Below are 16,473 nucleotides of genomic sequence, written 5' to 3'. Positions count from 1 at the left end.
AGGCCTGATTTTTAAGCCAGCAGTGGAGTAGAGCGATTAAAATACTTCTGTTATCTCGGCTATTTTAAATACCTATGAAAGGTGGCCGTCTTTCCCATTAATGATATACCCATAAAGCCCCTGAGATTCATTTTTCCATCTTTTAGCCAAGCCTTGCAACTATAAGTGTCTCCGCTTGGTGCATTATAGATTTTACCATCTACATATTCTTCGCCATCCCATTTGAGCCCTGTTAAACTGGTAATGCCAATCAGGTTTCTTGAGCGTAATTTTGGGTCAGGGTTTTTAAGGTCTTTCTTAGAAGTTGTGCCATCTTTTTCAACAATTTGATTTCCCCAGAGATATCTACCGTAGTACTTGTCGTCTTGTTTAAAGATTTCAAGTCTCACGTCCTTTTTATCAGACTCCCATTTTCCTAATATAGCGTCTGGACCTGTTTGTGCAAATGTTTTTGATGCAATAGCAAGCATCACTATTAGTAAGATTTTTAATGATTTCATTTTTAATGATTTAATAATTAAACAAGTTGGTTTTACTGATTTATAGTATTACATCTGGCTCATAACAATCTTATCGAAAAGATCATCACCAAGATAAGTTCTCATCCACACCATTGGTTTGGCAAATTTTCCCACACGATAACGGGTTCTAGGGTTGTTGGAATTGACAATTTTACTAATGGCATCTGAAATAACTGTAGGTTTTGATGAACCATTGCCTTGCGCAGCTTTCTTAGTGCCTTCCATGATTTTGTCCATTAAATCTCTGTAAGCACTATCTTTAGGAAGCTTATTAAAACCATCCAATAACACTGAACCAAATTCTGTTGCAATAAAACCAGGCTCTAATACCACCACATGAATGTTAAATTGTTTTAATTCCAGGCGTAAACAATCACTTAATCCTTCAACTGCATGTTTGCTGGCATGATACCAGGCTCCCATTGGAAAATACATTTTGCCTCCCATAGAAGACGTGTTGATAATAGTTCCTGCTTTAGCCTTACGCATAATTGGAACAACTTTTTGAGTCATTGCGGCCATGCCAAATACGTTGACTTCAAACTGTTTTCTAGCTTCATCTAATGGAACGTCTTCTATTGAACCATAGAGTCCAAAGCCTGCGTTATTCCAGAGTACATCTATTTTTCCTTGTTCTTTCACTATAGTATCTACAACATTTTGAATGTCTTCTTCGTTGGTGACATCCATTTTAATGGGGTGCCCACCTATATTTTTCAAATCTTCCATCTGGTCTATCCTTCGTGCTACTGTGTAAACTATGTGACCTTCCTGAATTAGCTTTTTGGCAGTCTCTTTACCCATGCCTGAACTTGCCCCGGTAATAAGAATTACTTTTTTCATTATTTTTTAGTATTAAATTTTATAGGACAAAGGTGGCTCAATAAACGGCCTTAGGAATAAAACAAATTCATGATTGTTGTATACATTTTACTGATATTAATGGAATTGCTCTTTTAATATTTTTTAAGAAAAATGGATAACAAGAGGGATAGCTTTAATCAAATAATTTGATTAAATACTTAAAATTCAAAATTTTGTGAAATAAAAATTAATCAGTATCATATATTTTTTTAACTTTAATATCATAAACTAATTCCATAAAAACATTAACCATTAAATTATATTCTATGAAAATTTTACTCCATAACAAATTCAGAAACTGATATTATTCACTGTCTCTCATCCATGTATCATTCAGATAATTTAAAATGATCTGTCAGAATGTAGGGCTGACTGACTGAAACTTTCCTTTTTAATATTGAACAGCTTTAGATCCATGAAGATTGGCTTGAAATCCAATGATCTTTTGTATTCTTATTGGTCTTGATTTTCACATCATTCCTGCCAAATCTTTCACAGTATCTGTACGTTACAATGCTGTCAGATTTCCTGAGCATAAAAACTAGATAAGTATAAAATAGTATTATAGAAGTAATTCAACATTTAAATTTCATAAAACTTAATATTTTAATCATGAAACAGAAAGATGTTCCCGTTTTACAGTATCCCTGGCCTTATGAAATAGGTCCGTTTTCACAATCTTTTTATGAAGAACAGAATAATTGGATTGATACAGACTATCAGTTTATGTCTGAAGCTACAAGAACAAAATATAAAAAACATGGCCTGGTGGAAGCTGCATCCTATATGTTTCCGGCGGCGAGTACCCGGGAGCAGGTAAGGCCTCTTGCAAGATTTATGGTATGGCTTACTTTATGTGACGATTATTATGAATTGTGCCCTGTTGATAAATTTGCCGATATCAGGGATCATATTATGGATGTTATGACAGGCGGCAAACCAAAACCGAATGACATTGGACTTATAAGGCAGGTTGCTTTAAGCCGTGAAGAATTTCTCCCTTATGTAAATGAAAACTGGCTTCAACGATGGGCAAAATCTTTTTACAATTATACAACTTACGGCATTATGCAGGAAACCCCTTACAAATTAAGAAAGGAGTTTCCAACATTGAGTAATTATCTTCTTATCCGTGAATATTCTATTGCAATGTATCCTTACGGAGATCCTGTAGAGCCATCGATCGGTTATATTGTTCCGGACTCTATATCAGAGCACCCTGTCATCAGGAGGCTGAAAATGCTCATGTGCAGGATTATAGCAATTCAGAATGATTTTGGTTCAATAGAAAAAGAATTGGCGGTAGATACGGAGTTTTTAAATATTATACTGATTATACGGAATCAATATAAAGTTTCTTTGGAAGAAGCGGTTACAGAAGCGATGAATATCCACGACTCCTATGTGAAGGAATTTGTGGAGCTGCAGAATAATCTGCCTGATTTCGGACCACATCAAAAAAATATAGGACGTTTTGTCCATAATATGGCTCTGATGATCTCCGGATTAGGGGAATGGTATCATAAAGGGCAATCTACCCGCTATAAAACTCCGGGAGAATTCCCTAAACCTGAATATGGAATATCAGTAAAATAAAATGTATACGGGTTATACGTCTATGTCTCTGGATCAGAAGATAATCTGTTCCTAAACCCATAAACAGAATATATGTTGAAGCAATATAAGCTGAAGAAGAAAATTATACATTGCAATGATCTCAAATCTCTAAAAGATCCTGGCATGAGCTGGGATTTTGTTTTAAAAATGTGTACGATGGCTTATCAAAACGTAATTCATATATTTGAATATTGCATATAAGCATATTAAATGTGTTTTTGGGGTTAAAAATACTTGAACATACCAATGTTAATAGAGAATTTAAGTTTTTCGGGAATTTCTGCAGCTCTTTTATGCATAGTGATCATTCTGTCTAAAAAGAAGATCAGCCATTCAGATAAGTATCTGATACTTTGGCTGGTGGTCAGTTCCCTAAATATCGGCTATTATCTGTATTCACCGTTTGTTCCCTATTATTTGCAGTCTTTTGGATTTACTTTACCTGTTTTAAGTACAGGGGTTTTATTTTTATACGTGATCTCCTTAACATTCAACCGTACCTTTGAGTTCCATATAATTCTAAAAAATATACTGCCTTACTTAATCTACAATGTTTTGTTTATATTCGTCTACCTTACTTTCGGGAAGATACCATTTGATTATGGAGTACCCGGATTGGTGTGGGGAAATCATAATGTGATATTGAATATTCTTACCTTTCCGATGGCTGTAGTGCCGGTTGTCTATATCCTGTTATGCTTTTTTGCCCTGCGGAAATATCAAAGGTTACTTCCTGAATTTTATTCATTCCTGGAAAGAATCAATTTAAATTGGTTGAAATATATACTTTTGTCTTTAGTAGGCCTGTTTATAATTGTTTATAGTATTATCCTTATTTCTACAAAAACAGATCTGATCCCGATTGATAAAACATTTGGAATTGTTGCAGCCATCCAGAGTGCATTCTTGTTTTCAATTGTTTTTTTTAGCCTGCGTCAAAGTATTATAGTTAATTACACTGTAATTCTGGATCCGGAACCGGAAATTCAGAATAAGGATTCAAAGCCTGACGAAAAACTGGAAGAGCTGGCAATAAAGATTCTGGAATTTATGGAAAAGGAAAGGCCGTATCTGGCAGAAGATTTATCACTTTCCAAATTGGCAGAAGATTTAAATATTTCTACCAATATGCTGTCACAGGTTATCAATCAGAATTTAAATACAAATTTTTACAGGTTTATCAATTCTTATCGGATAAAAGAAGTAAAAAGAATGTTGAAAGAGCCTTCCTATGCTCATTATTCAATTCTGGGTGTGGCATATGAAGCCGGATTCAACTCAAAATCAACATTTAATAAAATTTTCAGAGAAGAAACCGGAATGACTCCCAGCGAGTTTCGTAAGTCCTGATTGGCTGGCAATACGTCCTAATGTATAGAAACGGTCGTCTGTATTGGCCTTGTTAGGGAACTTTGCAAGAAAAAATGGAATCAATCTTACATTCTTCAAACATTTTCGTGCACATCATTGCGGGAACCCTTGCGTTAATAACCGGATTGATCATCTTAGCAAAAAAGAAAGGAACTGCTCTTCATAAAAGAATTGGCAGATGGTTTATTATCTTAATTGTTCTGGTGGTCTTTACAGGCGCTCTGGGCGTTATTATTTTTAAAAGGAACTTATTTTTATTAGTTCTTACGACATTAGTAGGGTACAATACCTATTCAGGAATCAGAATAGTTAAAACAAAAAGTAATGATTTTAAAATGATCGATCTGTTTGCAATGCTTTTTGCTGTTTTAACAACGTTGTATTTTCTTTTTTATCTTAAGACCATTGGGTTTTATTGGAATCCCGTCATAATATATAGTACGGTAGGTTATTTGTTTTCGGTTATTGCTTATGATGTTCTTCGGTACCTGATTCCGAAATCTAAATATAAAAACTTATGGATGTATGAGCATAGTTGTAAAATGATCAGTGCATTAGGTGGCCTATTGTCTGCATTTATCGGAACTGTGCTGCCGGATTACAAGCCTTATAGCCAATTTTTGCCATCGTTGCTGATGACGGTTGTGATTATCATTTTTCTAATTAAAATAAGACAGAAGCTTAAAAAAAGCCCTCAGGATTATACCGAAAATAACGGGATCCTATAACAGATCCGGCTATTATTTTTGTTACTTTTTAACAGGATAATCCGAATCCTTAAATTCATTGTTTCATAAAACTTTAAGGTTAGAGTAGTAAAATTGGTAAAATAATTTAGCTTTTTGTTTGCTTTTTAGCAATGAAAAGTGTGTTTTTCACATTTTTTTACAAGTAAAATGAAAAAAAATTCATTCTTCTTATCATAATATTTATTCTGAAAATTAAATTTTTTTTAGCGCTGATAATTATTGCAATTAATTGTGAATTCATGTTTTACGAAATGAGTAAGTGTAAAATGAATGATAACCTTATCATATTTTTTATACAATTGATATCATAAAAAATCGATATGTAAGGTGTTGATAAGCAGTATATAATGGTGGATTTATTTTTTTATTCAGATGAATTTTTATATTTGTAATGTTACCAAAATGTTAACGAACTAATGAATCATAACTTTATTCATACCTATGTCTCTGTAGACTGTGTTGTATTTGGATTTGACCATGAAAACCGGTTGAATATCTTATTAGTACAGCGCCATGTTGATGATATCCCGTTGGAAAAGCAGAGAAAACTGCCCGGAAGCCTGATTTTCAGTGATGAAGATGTAGACGATGCTGCACAAAGGGTACTTCATGAACTTACAGGAATAAAGAAAATGGTTCTTAAACAGTTCCGGTGCTTTGCAGATCCTATGAGGGCAAGCAATGTACATGATATAACATGGATGGATAAGGAATACAAGCACCATATAGACAGGATTATTACAGTAGCCTATCTTTCTCTTTGTAAAATAGATCATAAGATCAACAGTACAAAATATGATACCGTAGACTGGTATCCGATAGATGAGGTTCCTGTATTGCCGTTTGATCATAACAAAATTATCAATGAATCTCTGATTGAGATCAGAAAATGGATCGAATCCGATTTCTCTATTATTTTTGAGCTGCTACCCAAAAGATTCACCATAAGACAGCTCTATCAGCTCTACAGCGCTTTAAGCGAAAGAAATATTGATATTAAAAATTTCCATAAAAAGATATCTTCATTCTCCTATATTGTTCCCTTGGATGAAATTCAAAAAGATGTATCTCACCGTGCAGCAAGATATTACCGGTTTGATGCTAAGATTTACAAGAAAAACAATACAAAACTTATAAAATAACCCCCTTTAAAAAATTATGTACTTACTAGGCTATGACATTGGCAGTTCTTCTGTGAAAGTTTGTCTCATCGAGGCATCCAGTGGAAAAGTGATTGCTTCTGAATTTTCTCCCAAAAAAGAAATGAAAATCACTGCTATAAATCCAGGATGGGCAGAGCAAAATCCGGTTGACTGGTGGACCAATCTGAAATTGGCACATGAAGCTGTTATGCATGAATCAGGAGTACATGCTGAAGATATTAAAGGAATCGGAATTACCTGGCAGATGCATGGTTTGATTCTGGTAGATAAAGACCAGAACCTTTTAAGACCGTCGATTATCTGGTGTGACAGCCGTGCTGTGCCCTATGGAGAAAAAGCTTTCAAAACAATAGGTGAAGAAAAATGCCTTTCCCATCTGCTGAATTCACCGGGAAATTTTACCGCATCAAAGCTTGCATGGGTAAAAGAAAATGAACCTGAAATTTTTGAAAAGATAGACAAAATAATGCTTCCCGGAGATTATATTGCCATGAGACTCTCCGGGCAGATAGGAATGACCATTGAAGGATTATCAGAAGGGATTTTCTGGGATTTTAAGAACAACTGTATCTCGGAAGATATCCTTAACCACTATGGAATTCCTAAAAGTTTTTCCCGGAAATTGTGCCTACATTCGGTATTCAGGCAACCGTTTCAAGGGCAGCAGCTGAGGAATTAGGCTTAAAAGAAGGCACACCGATCTCTTACAGGGCAGGAGACCAGCCCAACAATGCGCTTTCTCTAAATGTTTTCAATCCGGGAGAAATTGCCTCTACAGCAGGAACTTCGGGAGTAGTATACGGAGTTCTGGATCAGCTGGAATATGATAAATTATCAAGGGTAAATACATTTGCCCATGTCAATTATACACCGGAACAGATCAGACTGGGAGTTTTGCTGTGTATCAACGGAACCGGAATTTTAAATTCATGGCTAAAACATAATTTCGCAACCTCACTTTCCTCTTACGGGGATATGAACGATATGGCTTCACTTTCACCTATCGGTTCAAAAGGGTTAAGTATTATTCCTTTTGGGAACGGAGCCGAAAGAGTGCTGGAAAATAAATATACAAGCTGTTCGATTCACGGAATTAATTTCAATATACATACTAAAGGAGATATACTGCGTGCGGCGCAGGAAGGTATTGTATTCTCTTACGAATACGGAATGGATATCATGAGAAATATCGGAATGGATATCCAGGTCATCCGTGCAGGAAATGCCAATATGTTTTTAAGTTCAATTTTTCGCCAGTCGCTATCCAGTGTCAGCAATGCGGTCATTGAACTTTATGATACCGATGGAGCGGTAGGAGCAGCAAGAGCTGCCGGAATGGGAATAGGATTTTATTCAGATTCCAGAGAAGCATTTTCTTCACTTGAACAGATAGCGGTGATAGAACCCGAACACGAAAAACAAGAACAATATTTAGAAGCCTATGCCAGATGGAAACATCATCTTAATGAAATAATCTAGGACAATTACAACAGTATTTTCATCCTCTTACTGACTTTTAACAACCAGTGAGAAGGGTATCTCTACGCAAAAAATTAAAAACAAATTAAAAATAATCAAATAAATATGAACACTTTAACAGGTACAAAAGAGTTTTTTACGGGTATTGAAAAAATTAAGTTTGAAGGGAAGGAGAGCAGGAACCCGTTGGCATTCCGTTATTATGATGCGGAAAAGATCGTGATGGGGAAACCTATGAAAGACTGGACCAGATTTGCGATGGCATGGTGGCATACCCTGTGTGCCAACGGAAGCGATCCGTTCGGAGGACCTACCATCCACCACCCATGGGATATCGGAAATGATCCTGTGACCAGAGCAATGCATAAAATGGATGCAGGTTTCGAATTCATGTCCAAAATGGGTTTCAGTTATTACTGCTTCCATGATATCGATCTGGTAGATCCGGCCAATAACTGGAAAGACTACGAGAAGAATATGCAGACGATCGTGGAATACGCCAAACAAAAGCAGCAGGAAACCGGAATTAAGCTTTTATGGGGAACAGCCAATGTTTTCACCCATGAAAGATACATGAACGGAGCCTCTACCAATCCTAATTTTGATGTGGTGGCATGCGCAGGAACGCAGGTGAAAAATTCAATAGATGCAACGATAGCGCTTGGTGGTGAAAATTATGTTTTCTGGGGCGGAAGAGAAGGATATATGAGTCTTTTGAACACCGATATGAAGCGTGAAAAAGATCACCTTGCACGTTTCCTTTCCATGTCAAGAGACTATGCACGTCAGCAGGGCTTTAAAGGGACTTTCCTGATTGAACCAAAACCAATGGAGCCTACCAAACACCAGTATGATTATGATTCCGAAACAGTGATCGGATTCCTAAGACATTACGGATTAGATAAAGACTTTAAGCTGAATATCGAAGTAAACCACGCTACATTGGCAGGTCATACATTCGAGCATGAGCTTCAGGTAGCTGTGGATGCAGGACTTTTAGGAAGTATTGATGCCAACAGGGAGATTATCAGAACGGCTGGGATACGGATCAGTTCCCGATCGATTATTACGATATGGTTCAGGCATGGCTTGTACTGCTTCCGGCAGGAGGTCTGGGAACCGGAGGAGTAAACTTCGATGCCAAAATCAGAAGAAATTCTATTGATGCCGAAGATTTATTCATTTCCCACATTTCAGGAATGGATGTATTCGCAAAAGGTCTTCTTGCAGCGGCTGATATCCTTGAAAATTCAGATTACAAAAAACTGAGAACAGACCGCTACGCTTCTTTTGATAACGGAAACGGAAAAGCATTCGAGAATGGTACGCTTACCTTGGAAGATCTTCAGAGAATCGCTCACGAAATCGGTGAACCACAGCCAAAAAGCGGAAAACAGGAATTGTTTGAAGCCATCGTGAATATGTATATATAATAAAAAAATAAAAGGCTTATAAACACTAAGGATTTTTATTCATTATAATTATTAAACAGCCTTTTATTCAACCACTAATACTAAAAATAATAATTATGAACCGATTTTATTTGAACAAGAGCAATAGAGCGGCATTATTTTTTGCAATGACTTTATTGCCTTCCGGCATAGCATATTCACAGGTTAAGAAAGATACAGTAGCTAAAGAAAATAAAATAGAAGAAGTTGTAGTCATCGGATATGGTACGCAGAAAAAAGAAGCTGTCACAGGATCTGTTGCTTCTTTAAGTGGTAATGCCATAAAAGAAGTGCCTTCCGCAAACATTACAGAAGCTATTCAGGGACGTCTTCCCGGCGTTGATATTGGGAGGACATCAACAAAACCGGGTGCCGTACAGCAGATCCGTATCAGGGGTGAACGTTCTTTAACGGGATCCAATGATCCTTTGATCGTATTAGACGGTATTCCGTTCGTAGGATCTTTGGGAGATATAAGTCCGTCAGACATTAAAACTCTGGATGTTCTTAAAGATGCTTCTGCTACGGCCATTTATGGTTCCCGTGGGGCCAACGGAGTTATTATCATAACCACCAACAGAGGAGGGAAAGGACAAAGAGCGAGATTTTCATACAATGCCTATACCGGATTTCAGACTTTGTTTTCTAAATACCCGATAATGGATGGTCCTAAACTTTCAAAACTGAGGGCTGATGCTAACCTCTTTACAAACGGTCCGGATGAGGTAAACGGGACCAATACAGATTGGCAGGATCAATATTATGGGGTTGGATTGATGATGAATCATGATGTTGCAGTCACAGGCGGAACGGAAAAAGGAGGGTACAATTTCGGAGTTGCTTATTTTCAGCAGGACGGAGTAGTACCATTGCAGAAATATAAAAGACTTTCCATTAGAGGAGCTTTGGATCAGGAAATTAATTCCTGGTTGAAGGTTGGATTTTCAACGAATTCTAATTTCTCGGTGAATGATTTCAATGGAATAAGCGGAGCGCCTGTTTTAGGGTATTCACCATTGGTAAGTCCTTATCTTGCAGACGGATCGCTAAGATTAAGAACAACATTCGCCAATGTTGACCAGACCGCTTTACAGACAAGATCCATTCTTGAAGGGCTGGGTGACGCTTATGCAGATCGTACCAATGCTTTCAGTTCTTATAATAATTTGTATGGGGAAATTAAAATTCCAGGGGTTGAAGGGCTTAAATACAGATTAAACGTAGGCTTAACCTACAGAAACTCAAACAGCGGCTATTATCTGGGAACAGGTGCACTCAATTATCAGCCGGCTACCTTATCCTCAGCAAGCATAGGCAATTCCCTGACTACACAATGGGTTTTGGAAAACATGGTAACTTACGACAGAACCTTTGGCAAGCATAAAATCAATGCGACAGCTTTGTATTCAGCTGAGCAGACAAGATTTAACAGCTCATTGATTGCTGCCCGTGACGTGCCTATTGATGCTTTTCAGTATTTCAATTTAGGCCATGCACAAGGTGAAGTAACCATAGACCCTAACAACCAGGGATATTGGAGAAGAGGGCTGATGTCTTTCATGGGAAGAGCAATGTACCAATATGATAACCGTTACATGTTGACGGCAACAGTAAGATCAGACGGTGCTTCTGTATTGGCTAAAGGACACCAGTGGCATACTTATCCTGCAATTTCTATTGGTTGGAATGTCGCGAATGAAAGTTTCCTCCGAAATTCGAAATACATCAATATGCTAAAGCTAAGGGCTGGTTTTGGTCAAACATCCAACCAGGCTGTTGCTCCATACACAACCTTTGGTAGCTTAAGTACTACACCTTACAATTTTGGAGGGACCAATGTGATAGGTAATTATGTAAGTTCAGCTCCTAATGCATCTTTAGGATGGGAATTTTCGAAAACCTGGAACTATGGGGTAGATTTTTCGATCTTGAACAAAAGAATAACAGGTACCGTAGAATATTATGTTACCAATACTGAAAAATTATTGCTGAGCAAAGGTTTACCTGCATCCAGTGGATTAGGTTCCGTTACCGAGAATGTTGGGGCATCCCAGAATAAAGGTTTGGAGATATCGCTTAATGCAGTGGTAATTGATAATCCTGATGGTTTCAGCTGGGAAGTAGGAGGTAACTTATCTGCGAACAGAAATAAAATTACAGCGCTTGCTTCCGGAATGGATAGGAATGTAAACAATTTATGGTTTGTAGGTTACAACATTAATGCCCTGTACGATTATCAATATATTGGCCTTTGGCAGGAAGGAGATCCATATTTGAATATACTTGAGCCACAGGTTGGTGCAGCACCGGGAATGATCAAAGTATTATACACAGGAGAGTACAATGCTGATGGTACACCAAAGAGAGCGATCAATGAAGCAGATAGACAGATCATCAATACCAATCCGGATTTCATCGGTGGTTTTAATACCAGACTTGCTTATAAAAACATAGATTTAAGCATTGTAGGGGCTTTCCAGAAAGGAGGCGTGCTGATCAGTTCTATTTATGGTTCCGCCGGTTACCTTAACAGACTTACAGGTAGAGGAAACAACGTTGATGTAGATTACTGGACCGAAGAAAATCCTGATGTAAGATACCCGAAACCAGGTGGATTGTTAAGTGGTGATAACCCTAAGTATGCTTCCACGCTTGCTCTGTTTGATGCATCTTTTGTGAAGATCAGAACAATTACCTTAGGATATAATTTTAACAAAAACGCTCTGAACAGCTTAGGCGTTAGTAATCTCCGCCTGTATGTTACCGTACAGAATCCATTTGTATTTGGTTCTCCTTATTACAGAGAGTCTGGTATGGATCCGGAACCGAACTCAAGAGGTAATGAAAATCAGGCTGTAAACTCATATAAGGCCAATCAGCTTATTATAGGTACAAACAACCCATCTACGAGAAATTATATGCTGGGGCTAAATCTAACCTTTTAAAAATCAGAAATCATGATCAATCTAAATAAAAAATTCATTGCTGCTTTATTCCTGGCTTCAGTAGCATTTACAACTACAGGTTGTAATGAGATATTGGATGAACAACCAAGAGGGATTTATACCCCGGAAGACTTTACAACGGAAAGAGGGATATCACAAGGTGTTACGTCTTTATACAGACAGTTGAGATTGCTTTACGGAAACGGCTACTGGCTAAATGCCAATATGACCGGTACAGATGAAGCCACCTGGGGGCAGAGCGCAGACGGTAATTTTAAAGATCTTGATATGACAGGGGGTGCAGGAAGTATCAATTCCAATACCTTTCCTACAAGTATGGTATGGGGATCTGTATTTCCGTCAATTAATACTGCAAATGGAATTATTCAGAACGGATCCGGGGCCGGTATAGCAGAATCACTGATTTCGGAAGCAAGATTTTTCCGTTCGTTCTATTATTTTCTGTTAGTGCAGACCTATGGAGGGGTACCTCTTGATCTTGGGTCCGGCGAACTGGCTTTCAATATCAATCCGAAAACAACTTCAGTTAGAAATACAGTGACGGAAGTATATACTAAGGCAATCTTCCCGGATTTAGTTAAAGCGGTTGAAAATCTTCCTGCCAGCCCAAGGGTGAAAGGCGGAGTGACCAAAAATGTAGCCCGTTTATATTTGGCAAAGGCCTATTTAACTTATGGATGGTGGTTGCAAAATCCTAAAAGCATCCCGACATACCCTGACACTCCTCGTACGGATCCTGATGGCCACAACGCACAATGGTATTTTCAGCAGGCTTATGATGTTGCTTTAGCCGCCATTAATAATCCCGGACCTTATGCGTTGCAGCCGACTTATTATGATGTTAATTTAGGATCAAATGATCGTAATAGCGAATGTATGCTGTATGCAGACCATACGGAAACCAGTGCCTATTTCAACGAAGGCGTAATTCAGGCAAGCTATGGGGATGGATGGTCACCGAATAATTTCGCATCCTGGATGCTGACGTGGAACTATACCAATCTTAAAAGCAGTACCTCTCCAACAACATGGACTCCGGCAAGCTCTGTACAGCGTGCAGCTTTCCAGCCGCTGGGAAGACCTTGGGTGAGAATGGCTCCTACCATCGAAGTCATTAAAAATACATTTGCAGATAAAACCAATGATTCAAGATATGACGGAACATTTACAACCGTATACCGTGGTAACTGGGACAAGGAAGGAACCGGGCTTACCAATGTAGGAACACTTTATAATGCCAATAACCTTCCGATACAGCCTAATGCTCCGGTTCTGAGCTTTTTAAATGATGATTCTCAGACCCCTTCATATCCTACCAACGCTGGCCAAAGCGGTATAGGAGCCGGTACATTGCCGGGAAGAGCTGATTGGGTGGTTGCCCCTAGCGGGATCAGCAGAATTGTGTATCCTGGGATCTGGAAAATTGGTCCTTATAGAACAGACAACGGAAATGGATTAGGATATCCGAACCCGAGTCATACACGTCCTTTCTATGCAGCAAAATTCTCCGAGTTGTATTTTATTGCAGCAGAAGCGGCTGTAAAAGGAGCATCCGGCGCAGTATCTGCCAGAGATTTAATCAATGTGATCCGTGCAAGAGCAGGAAAATGGCGTTGGGATAATAACGGAAATGTAACAAAAATACAGGATAACAGTGCTGCTATGATTGCGGCAACACCATCGACTATAACAATCGATTACATCTTAGCAGAAAGATCCAGGGAATATTTTGGTGAAGGCTACAGATGGTATGATTTGGTAAGAACCCAAACCTGGGCAGATAAGGCTGCATCATATTCCATTGGTGGAGCGAATTATGGAAACCATACGCCACAGACAGTTACCAGGACCATACAACCTTTCCATTATCTGAGACCTATCCCTCAGGGACAGCTGGATGCTATGGAAGTATCTGCAGATATCAAAGCAAAATATCAGAATCCCGGATACTAATTTAAATTTTATTCTACATTCATATCAGTAACAGAGTAGGTGTGAAAGCACCTGCTTTGTTTAACTGAATTAAATTTTAAAGATTATGGAAAAAACCTGGCGTTGGTTTGGTAAAAAAGACAAAATAGAACTGGGTATACTCCGTCAGATCGGAGTAGAAGGAATTGTTTCCGCACTGCATGATATCCCAAACGGAGAAATCTGGAATTCAGAGGCCATTATTGATTATAAAAACTATATAGAAAGCCACGGACTTCGCTGGTCTGTTGTGGAAAGTCTTCCTGTAAGTGAAGCCATCAAATACGGAGGTGAAGACCGTGACTCTTTAATAGAAAATTATATCACAAGCCTTGAAAATCTGGGTAAAGCTGGGGTTACAACAGTTTGCTACAACTTTATGCCCGTTCTCGACTGGGCAAGAACCGACCTTTTTCACGAGTGGGAAGACGGTTCTTCATCACTTTATTTTGACAAAGCCAAGTTTGCCTACTTCGAAATTCATATTCTTCAAAGAGAAGGAGCAGAAAACGATTACAACTCAGAAATCCTTCAAAAAGTAGAAGAATTAAAAAATACCTTAACGGAAAAAGATAATAATGATCTGATAGACTCAGTCATTGTAAAAACACAGGGATTCGTGAACGGAAATATCAAAGAAGGCGAATTGAATCCCATAGAAAAGTTCAAAAGTTTATTGGCATTGTATGATGGTATAGATAAACATCAGCTTCGTCAGAACATGAAATATTTCCTCGAAAAAATAATGCCTGTCTGTGAAAAATGGAATATCCAGATGTGTGTACATCCTGATGATCCGCCGTTTTCACTATTAGGCTTACCAAGAATAGTAACCAATGAAGAAGATATCGACTGGCTTCTGAAAGCCGTTGATAATCCTCACAACGGATTAACGTTTTGTGCAGGATCTTTAAGTGCTAACCTTCAGAATGATGTTCCCAAGTTGGCGCAGAAATTTGCTAACAGGACCAAATTCGTTCACCTGAGAAGTACAAATGTCTTTGAAAACGGTGATTTTATCGAGGCTCATCATCTGGGAGGAAGAGGAAAGCTCATTGAAGTGATCCGCGTATTCGAAAAAGAAAATCCTGATCTTCCGATGAGAATAGACCATGGAAGGCTTTTAACCGAAGATATTGATAAAGGGTATAATCCGGGCTATTCATTTTTAGGAAGAATGCTGGCATTGGGCCAGATCGAAGGAGTAATGGCTGCCGTTCAGTCAGAATTACAGAAAAATTAATCTGCGTTTGTAATAAAATAGTAAAAAGTAAAATGAAAGACCTGTTTAGTATTAAAAACAAAGTAGCAGTCATCACAGGGGCTTCGGGCGTTTTGGGAGGCAGCCTTGCCAAAAGTTTTATAGAAGCCGGAGCAAAAGTTGTCGCACTGGGAAGAAACCAGGAAACACTGGATGCCCGGGCAAAAGAACTGACAGATTTGGGTGGGGAAGCACTCGCTGTAGAAGCCAATGTGATGGATATTGAAAGCCTTGAAGCTGCTTCTGCGAAAATAAAAGAAAAGTATGGCCGTGTTGATATTCTGCTCAATATAGCGGGTGGAAATATTCCGGCAGCCACCTTATCTCCCGATCAGTCATTTTTTGATATGAATATGAAAGGATGGGCTGAGGTTACCGATCTTAATATCAATGGAACCGTTTACCCGAGCTATGTTTTTGGAAAAGTAATGGCGGAGCAGGGAAGCGGCAACATTATTAATATTTCCTCCATGGCCGCTTATTCTGCGATTACGAGAGTAGCCGGATATTCTGCAGCCAAATCGGCAATTACCAATTTTACCCAATGGCTGGCCTCTGACCTGGCATTGAAATTCGGAGATAAAATACGCGTTAATGCCGTGGCACCAGGTTTTTTCATTGGCGATCAGAACCGTGCCATTCTTTTGAATCCGGACGGAAGTTTAACCGAGAGAAGTAAAAAAGTAATGGCTAAAACACCCATGCAGAGATTTGGAGAAGTAGAAGAGTTGAACGGAGTTGTACAGTTTCTGTGTTCCGATGCCGCAAGTTTTATCACAGGAGCACTGATCCCTGTTGACGGAGGTTTCAGCGCATTTAGTGGAGTATAAAAATAATTTCTTCATATGCAGTGAGCAGGGCCTTAATGGTTTCATTCATGGCCCTGTTTTTAAAATGTTAAAGGTTTTAACCACTTAATTTTTTAGAGCTAAGCTCTATGCATAATAAGTACACCGAAGTTTTGTGAAAATCTTTGATTTCATCTTATGTGAACTTTTCTGCAGAATCACTTTAAACCTACTTAAGGTAAACTAAAGTGTTTTAAAATAAAGCTTTTGTG

General features: G+C 38.3%; 10 protein-coding genes and 2 pseudogenes. 10 read left to right on the top strand and 2 right to left on the bottom strand.

Going from position 1 to position 16,473, the window contains the following annotated elements; translation table 11 throughout:
* Nucleotides 1–59: 59 nt before the first annotated feature.
* Nucleotides 60–500, bottom strand: a complete 441-nt coding sequence (locus N4G44_RS11965) for a DUF2147 domain-containing protein (protein WP_474925621.1) — start codon at nt 498–500, stop codon at nt 60–62.
* A gap of 48 nt (nt 501–548) precedes the next feature.
* Nucleotides 549–1,364: an oxidoreductase gene (locus N4G44_RS11960; protein ID WP_278353585.1), complete on the bottom strand. Its 816-nt coding sequence runs from the start codon at nt 1,362–1,364 to the stop codon at nt 549–551.
* Nucleotides 1,365–1,997: 633 nt separating this feature from the next.
* On the opposite strand from N4G44_RS11960, the gene N4G44_RS11955 reads away from it, so the two are divergent.
* The 10 genes and pseudogenes from N4G44_RS11955 to N4G44_RS11910 all read left to right on the top strand — a co-directional run bounded on the left by N4G44_RS11955 (nt 1,998) and on the right by N4G44_RS11910 (nt 16,243).
* Nucleotides 1,998–2,981, top strand: coding sequence for a terpene synthase family protein (locus N4G44_RS11955; protein WP_474927123.1), 984 nt, complete (start codon nt 1,998–2,000; stop codon nt 2,979–2,981).
* A gap of 267 nt (nt 2,982–3,248) precedes the next feature.
* Nucleotides 3,249–4,352, top strand: a complete 1,104-nt coding sequence (locus N4G44_RS11950) for a helix-turn-helix domain-containing protein (protein ID WP_474927120.1) — start codon at nt 3,249–3,251, stop codon at nt 4,350–4,352.
* 74 nt (nt 4,353–4,426) lie between these two features.
* Nucleotides 4,427–5,101, top strand: coding sequence for a hypothetical protein (locus N4G44_RS11945; RefSeq protein ID WP_474927118.1), 675 nt, complete (start codon nt 4,427–4,429; stop codon nt 5,099–5,101).
* A 437-nt stretch (nt 5,102–5,538) separates the two neighbouring features.
* Nucleotides 5,539–6,264 (top strand): NUDIX hydrolase, encoded by a 726-nt coding sequence (locus tag N4G44_RS11940; protein WP_474927115.1) that lies wholly within the window; start codon nt 5,539–5,541, stop codon nt 6,262–6,264.
* Between the two features lie 16 nt (nt 6,265–6,280).
* A pseudogene (locus tag N4G44_RS11935) lies at nt 6,281–7,764 on the top strand (xylulokinase).
* A 105-nt stretch (nt 7,765–7,869) separates the two neighbouring features.
* Nucleotides 7,870–9,197, top strand: a pseudogene (xylA, locus tag N4G44_RS11930) (xylose isomerase).
* A gap of 95 nt (nt 9,198–9,292) precedes the next feature.
* A complete protein-coding gene (locus N4G44_RS11925; protein WP_474927113.1) occupies nt 9,293–12,160 on the top strand; it encodes a SusC/RagA family TonB-linked outer membrane protein in 2,868 nt (955 codons plus the stop codon).
* Nucleotides 12,161–12,172: 12 nt separating this feature from the next.
* Nucleotides 12,173–14,134 carry a RagB/SusD family nutrient uptake outer membrane protein gene (locus N4G44_RS11920; RefSeq protein WP_474927108.1) on the top strand — a complete coding sequence of 654 codons (1,962 nt, stop codon included), beginning with the start codon at nt 12,173–12,175 and terminating at the stop codon, nt 14,132–14,134.
* Nucleotides 14,135–14,219: 85 nt separating this feature from the next.
* The gene (uxuA, locus tag N4G44_RS11915; RefSeq protein WP_474927106.1) at nt 14,220–15,395 is read left to right on the top strand and encodes a mannonate dehydratase; all 1,176 of its coding nucleotides are present in this window, start codon (nt 14,220–14,222) and stop codon (nt 15,393–15,395) included.
* Between the two features lie 32 nt (nt 15,396–15,427).
* Complete coding sequence (locus tag N4G44_RS11910; RefSeq protein ID WP_474927103.1) at nt 15,428–16,243, top strand: SDR family oxidoreductase; 816 nt, start codon at nt 15,428–15,430, stop codon at nt 16,241–16,243.
* Nucleotides 16,244–16,473 lie beyond the last annotated feature (230 nt).

Source organism: Chryseobacterium sp. GTID13, assembly GCF_056172655.1.
This window is presented reverse-complemented; position numbering and strand designations above follow the sequence as displayed.

Bases quoted from the DNA above. Each gene is read 5' to 3' on its own strand.
- N4G44_RS11965 (WP_474925621.1), bottom strand. From the start codon at position 500: ATGAAATCATTAAAAATCTTACTAATAGTGATGCTTGCTATTGCATCA.
- N4G44_RS11960 (WP_278353585.1), bottom strand. From the start codon at position 1,364: ATGAAAAAAGTAATTCTTATTACCGGGGCAAGTTCAGGCATGGGTAAA.
- N4G44_RS11955 (WP_474927123.1), top strand. From the start codon at position 1,998: ATGAAACAGAAAGATGTTCCCGTTTTACAGTATCCCTGGCCTTATGAA.
- N4G44_RS11950 (WP_474927120.1), top strand. From the start codon at position 3,249: ATGTTAATAGAGAATTTAAGTTTTTCGGGAATTTCTGCAGCTCTTTTA.
- N4G44_RS11945 (WP_474927118.1), top strand. From the start codon at position 4,427: ATGGAATCAATCTTACATTCTTCAAACATTTTCGTGCACATCATTGCG.
- N4G44_RS11940 (WP_474927115.1), top strand. From the start codon at position 5,539: ATGAATCATAACTTTATTCATACCTATGTCTCTGTAGACTGTGTTGTA.
- N4G44_RS11925 (WP_474927113.1), top strand. From the start codon at position 9,293: ATGAACCGATTTTATTTGAACAAGAGCAATAGAGCGGCATTATTTTTT.
- N4G44_RS11920 (WP_474927108.1), top strand. From the start codon at position 12,173: ATGATCAATCTAAATAAAAAATTCATTGCTGCTTTATTCCTGGCTTCA.
- uxuA (WP_474927106.1), top strand. From the start codon at position 14,220: ATGGAAAAAACCTGGCGTTGGTTTGGTAAAAAAGACAAAATAGAACTG.
- N4G44_RS11910 (WP_474927103.1), top strand. From the start codon at position 15,428: ATGAAAGACCTGTTTAGTATTAAAAACAAAGTAGCAGTCATCACAGGG.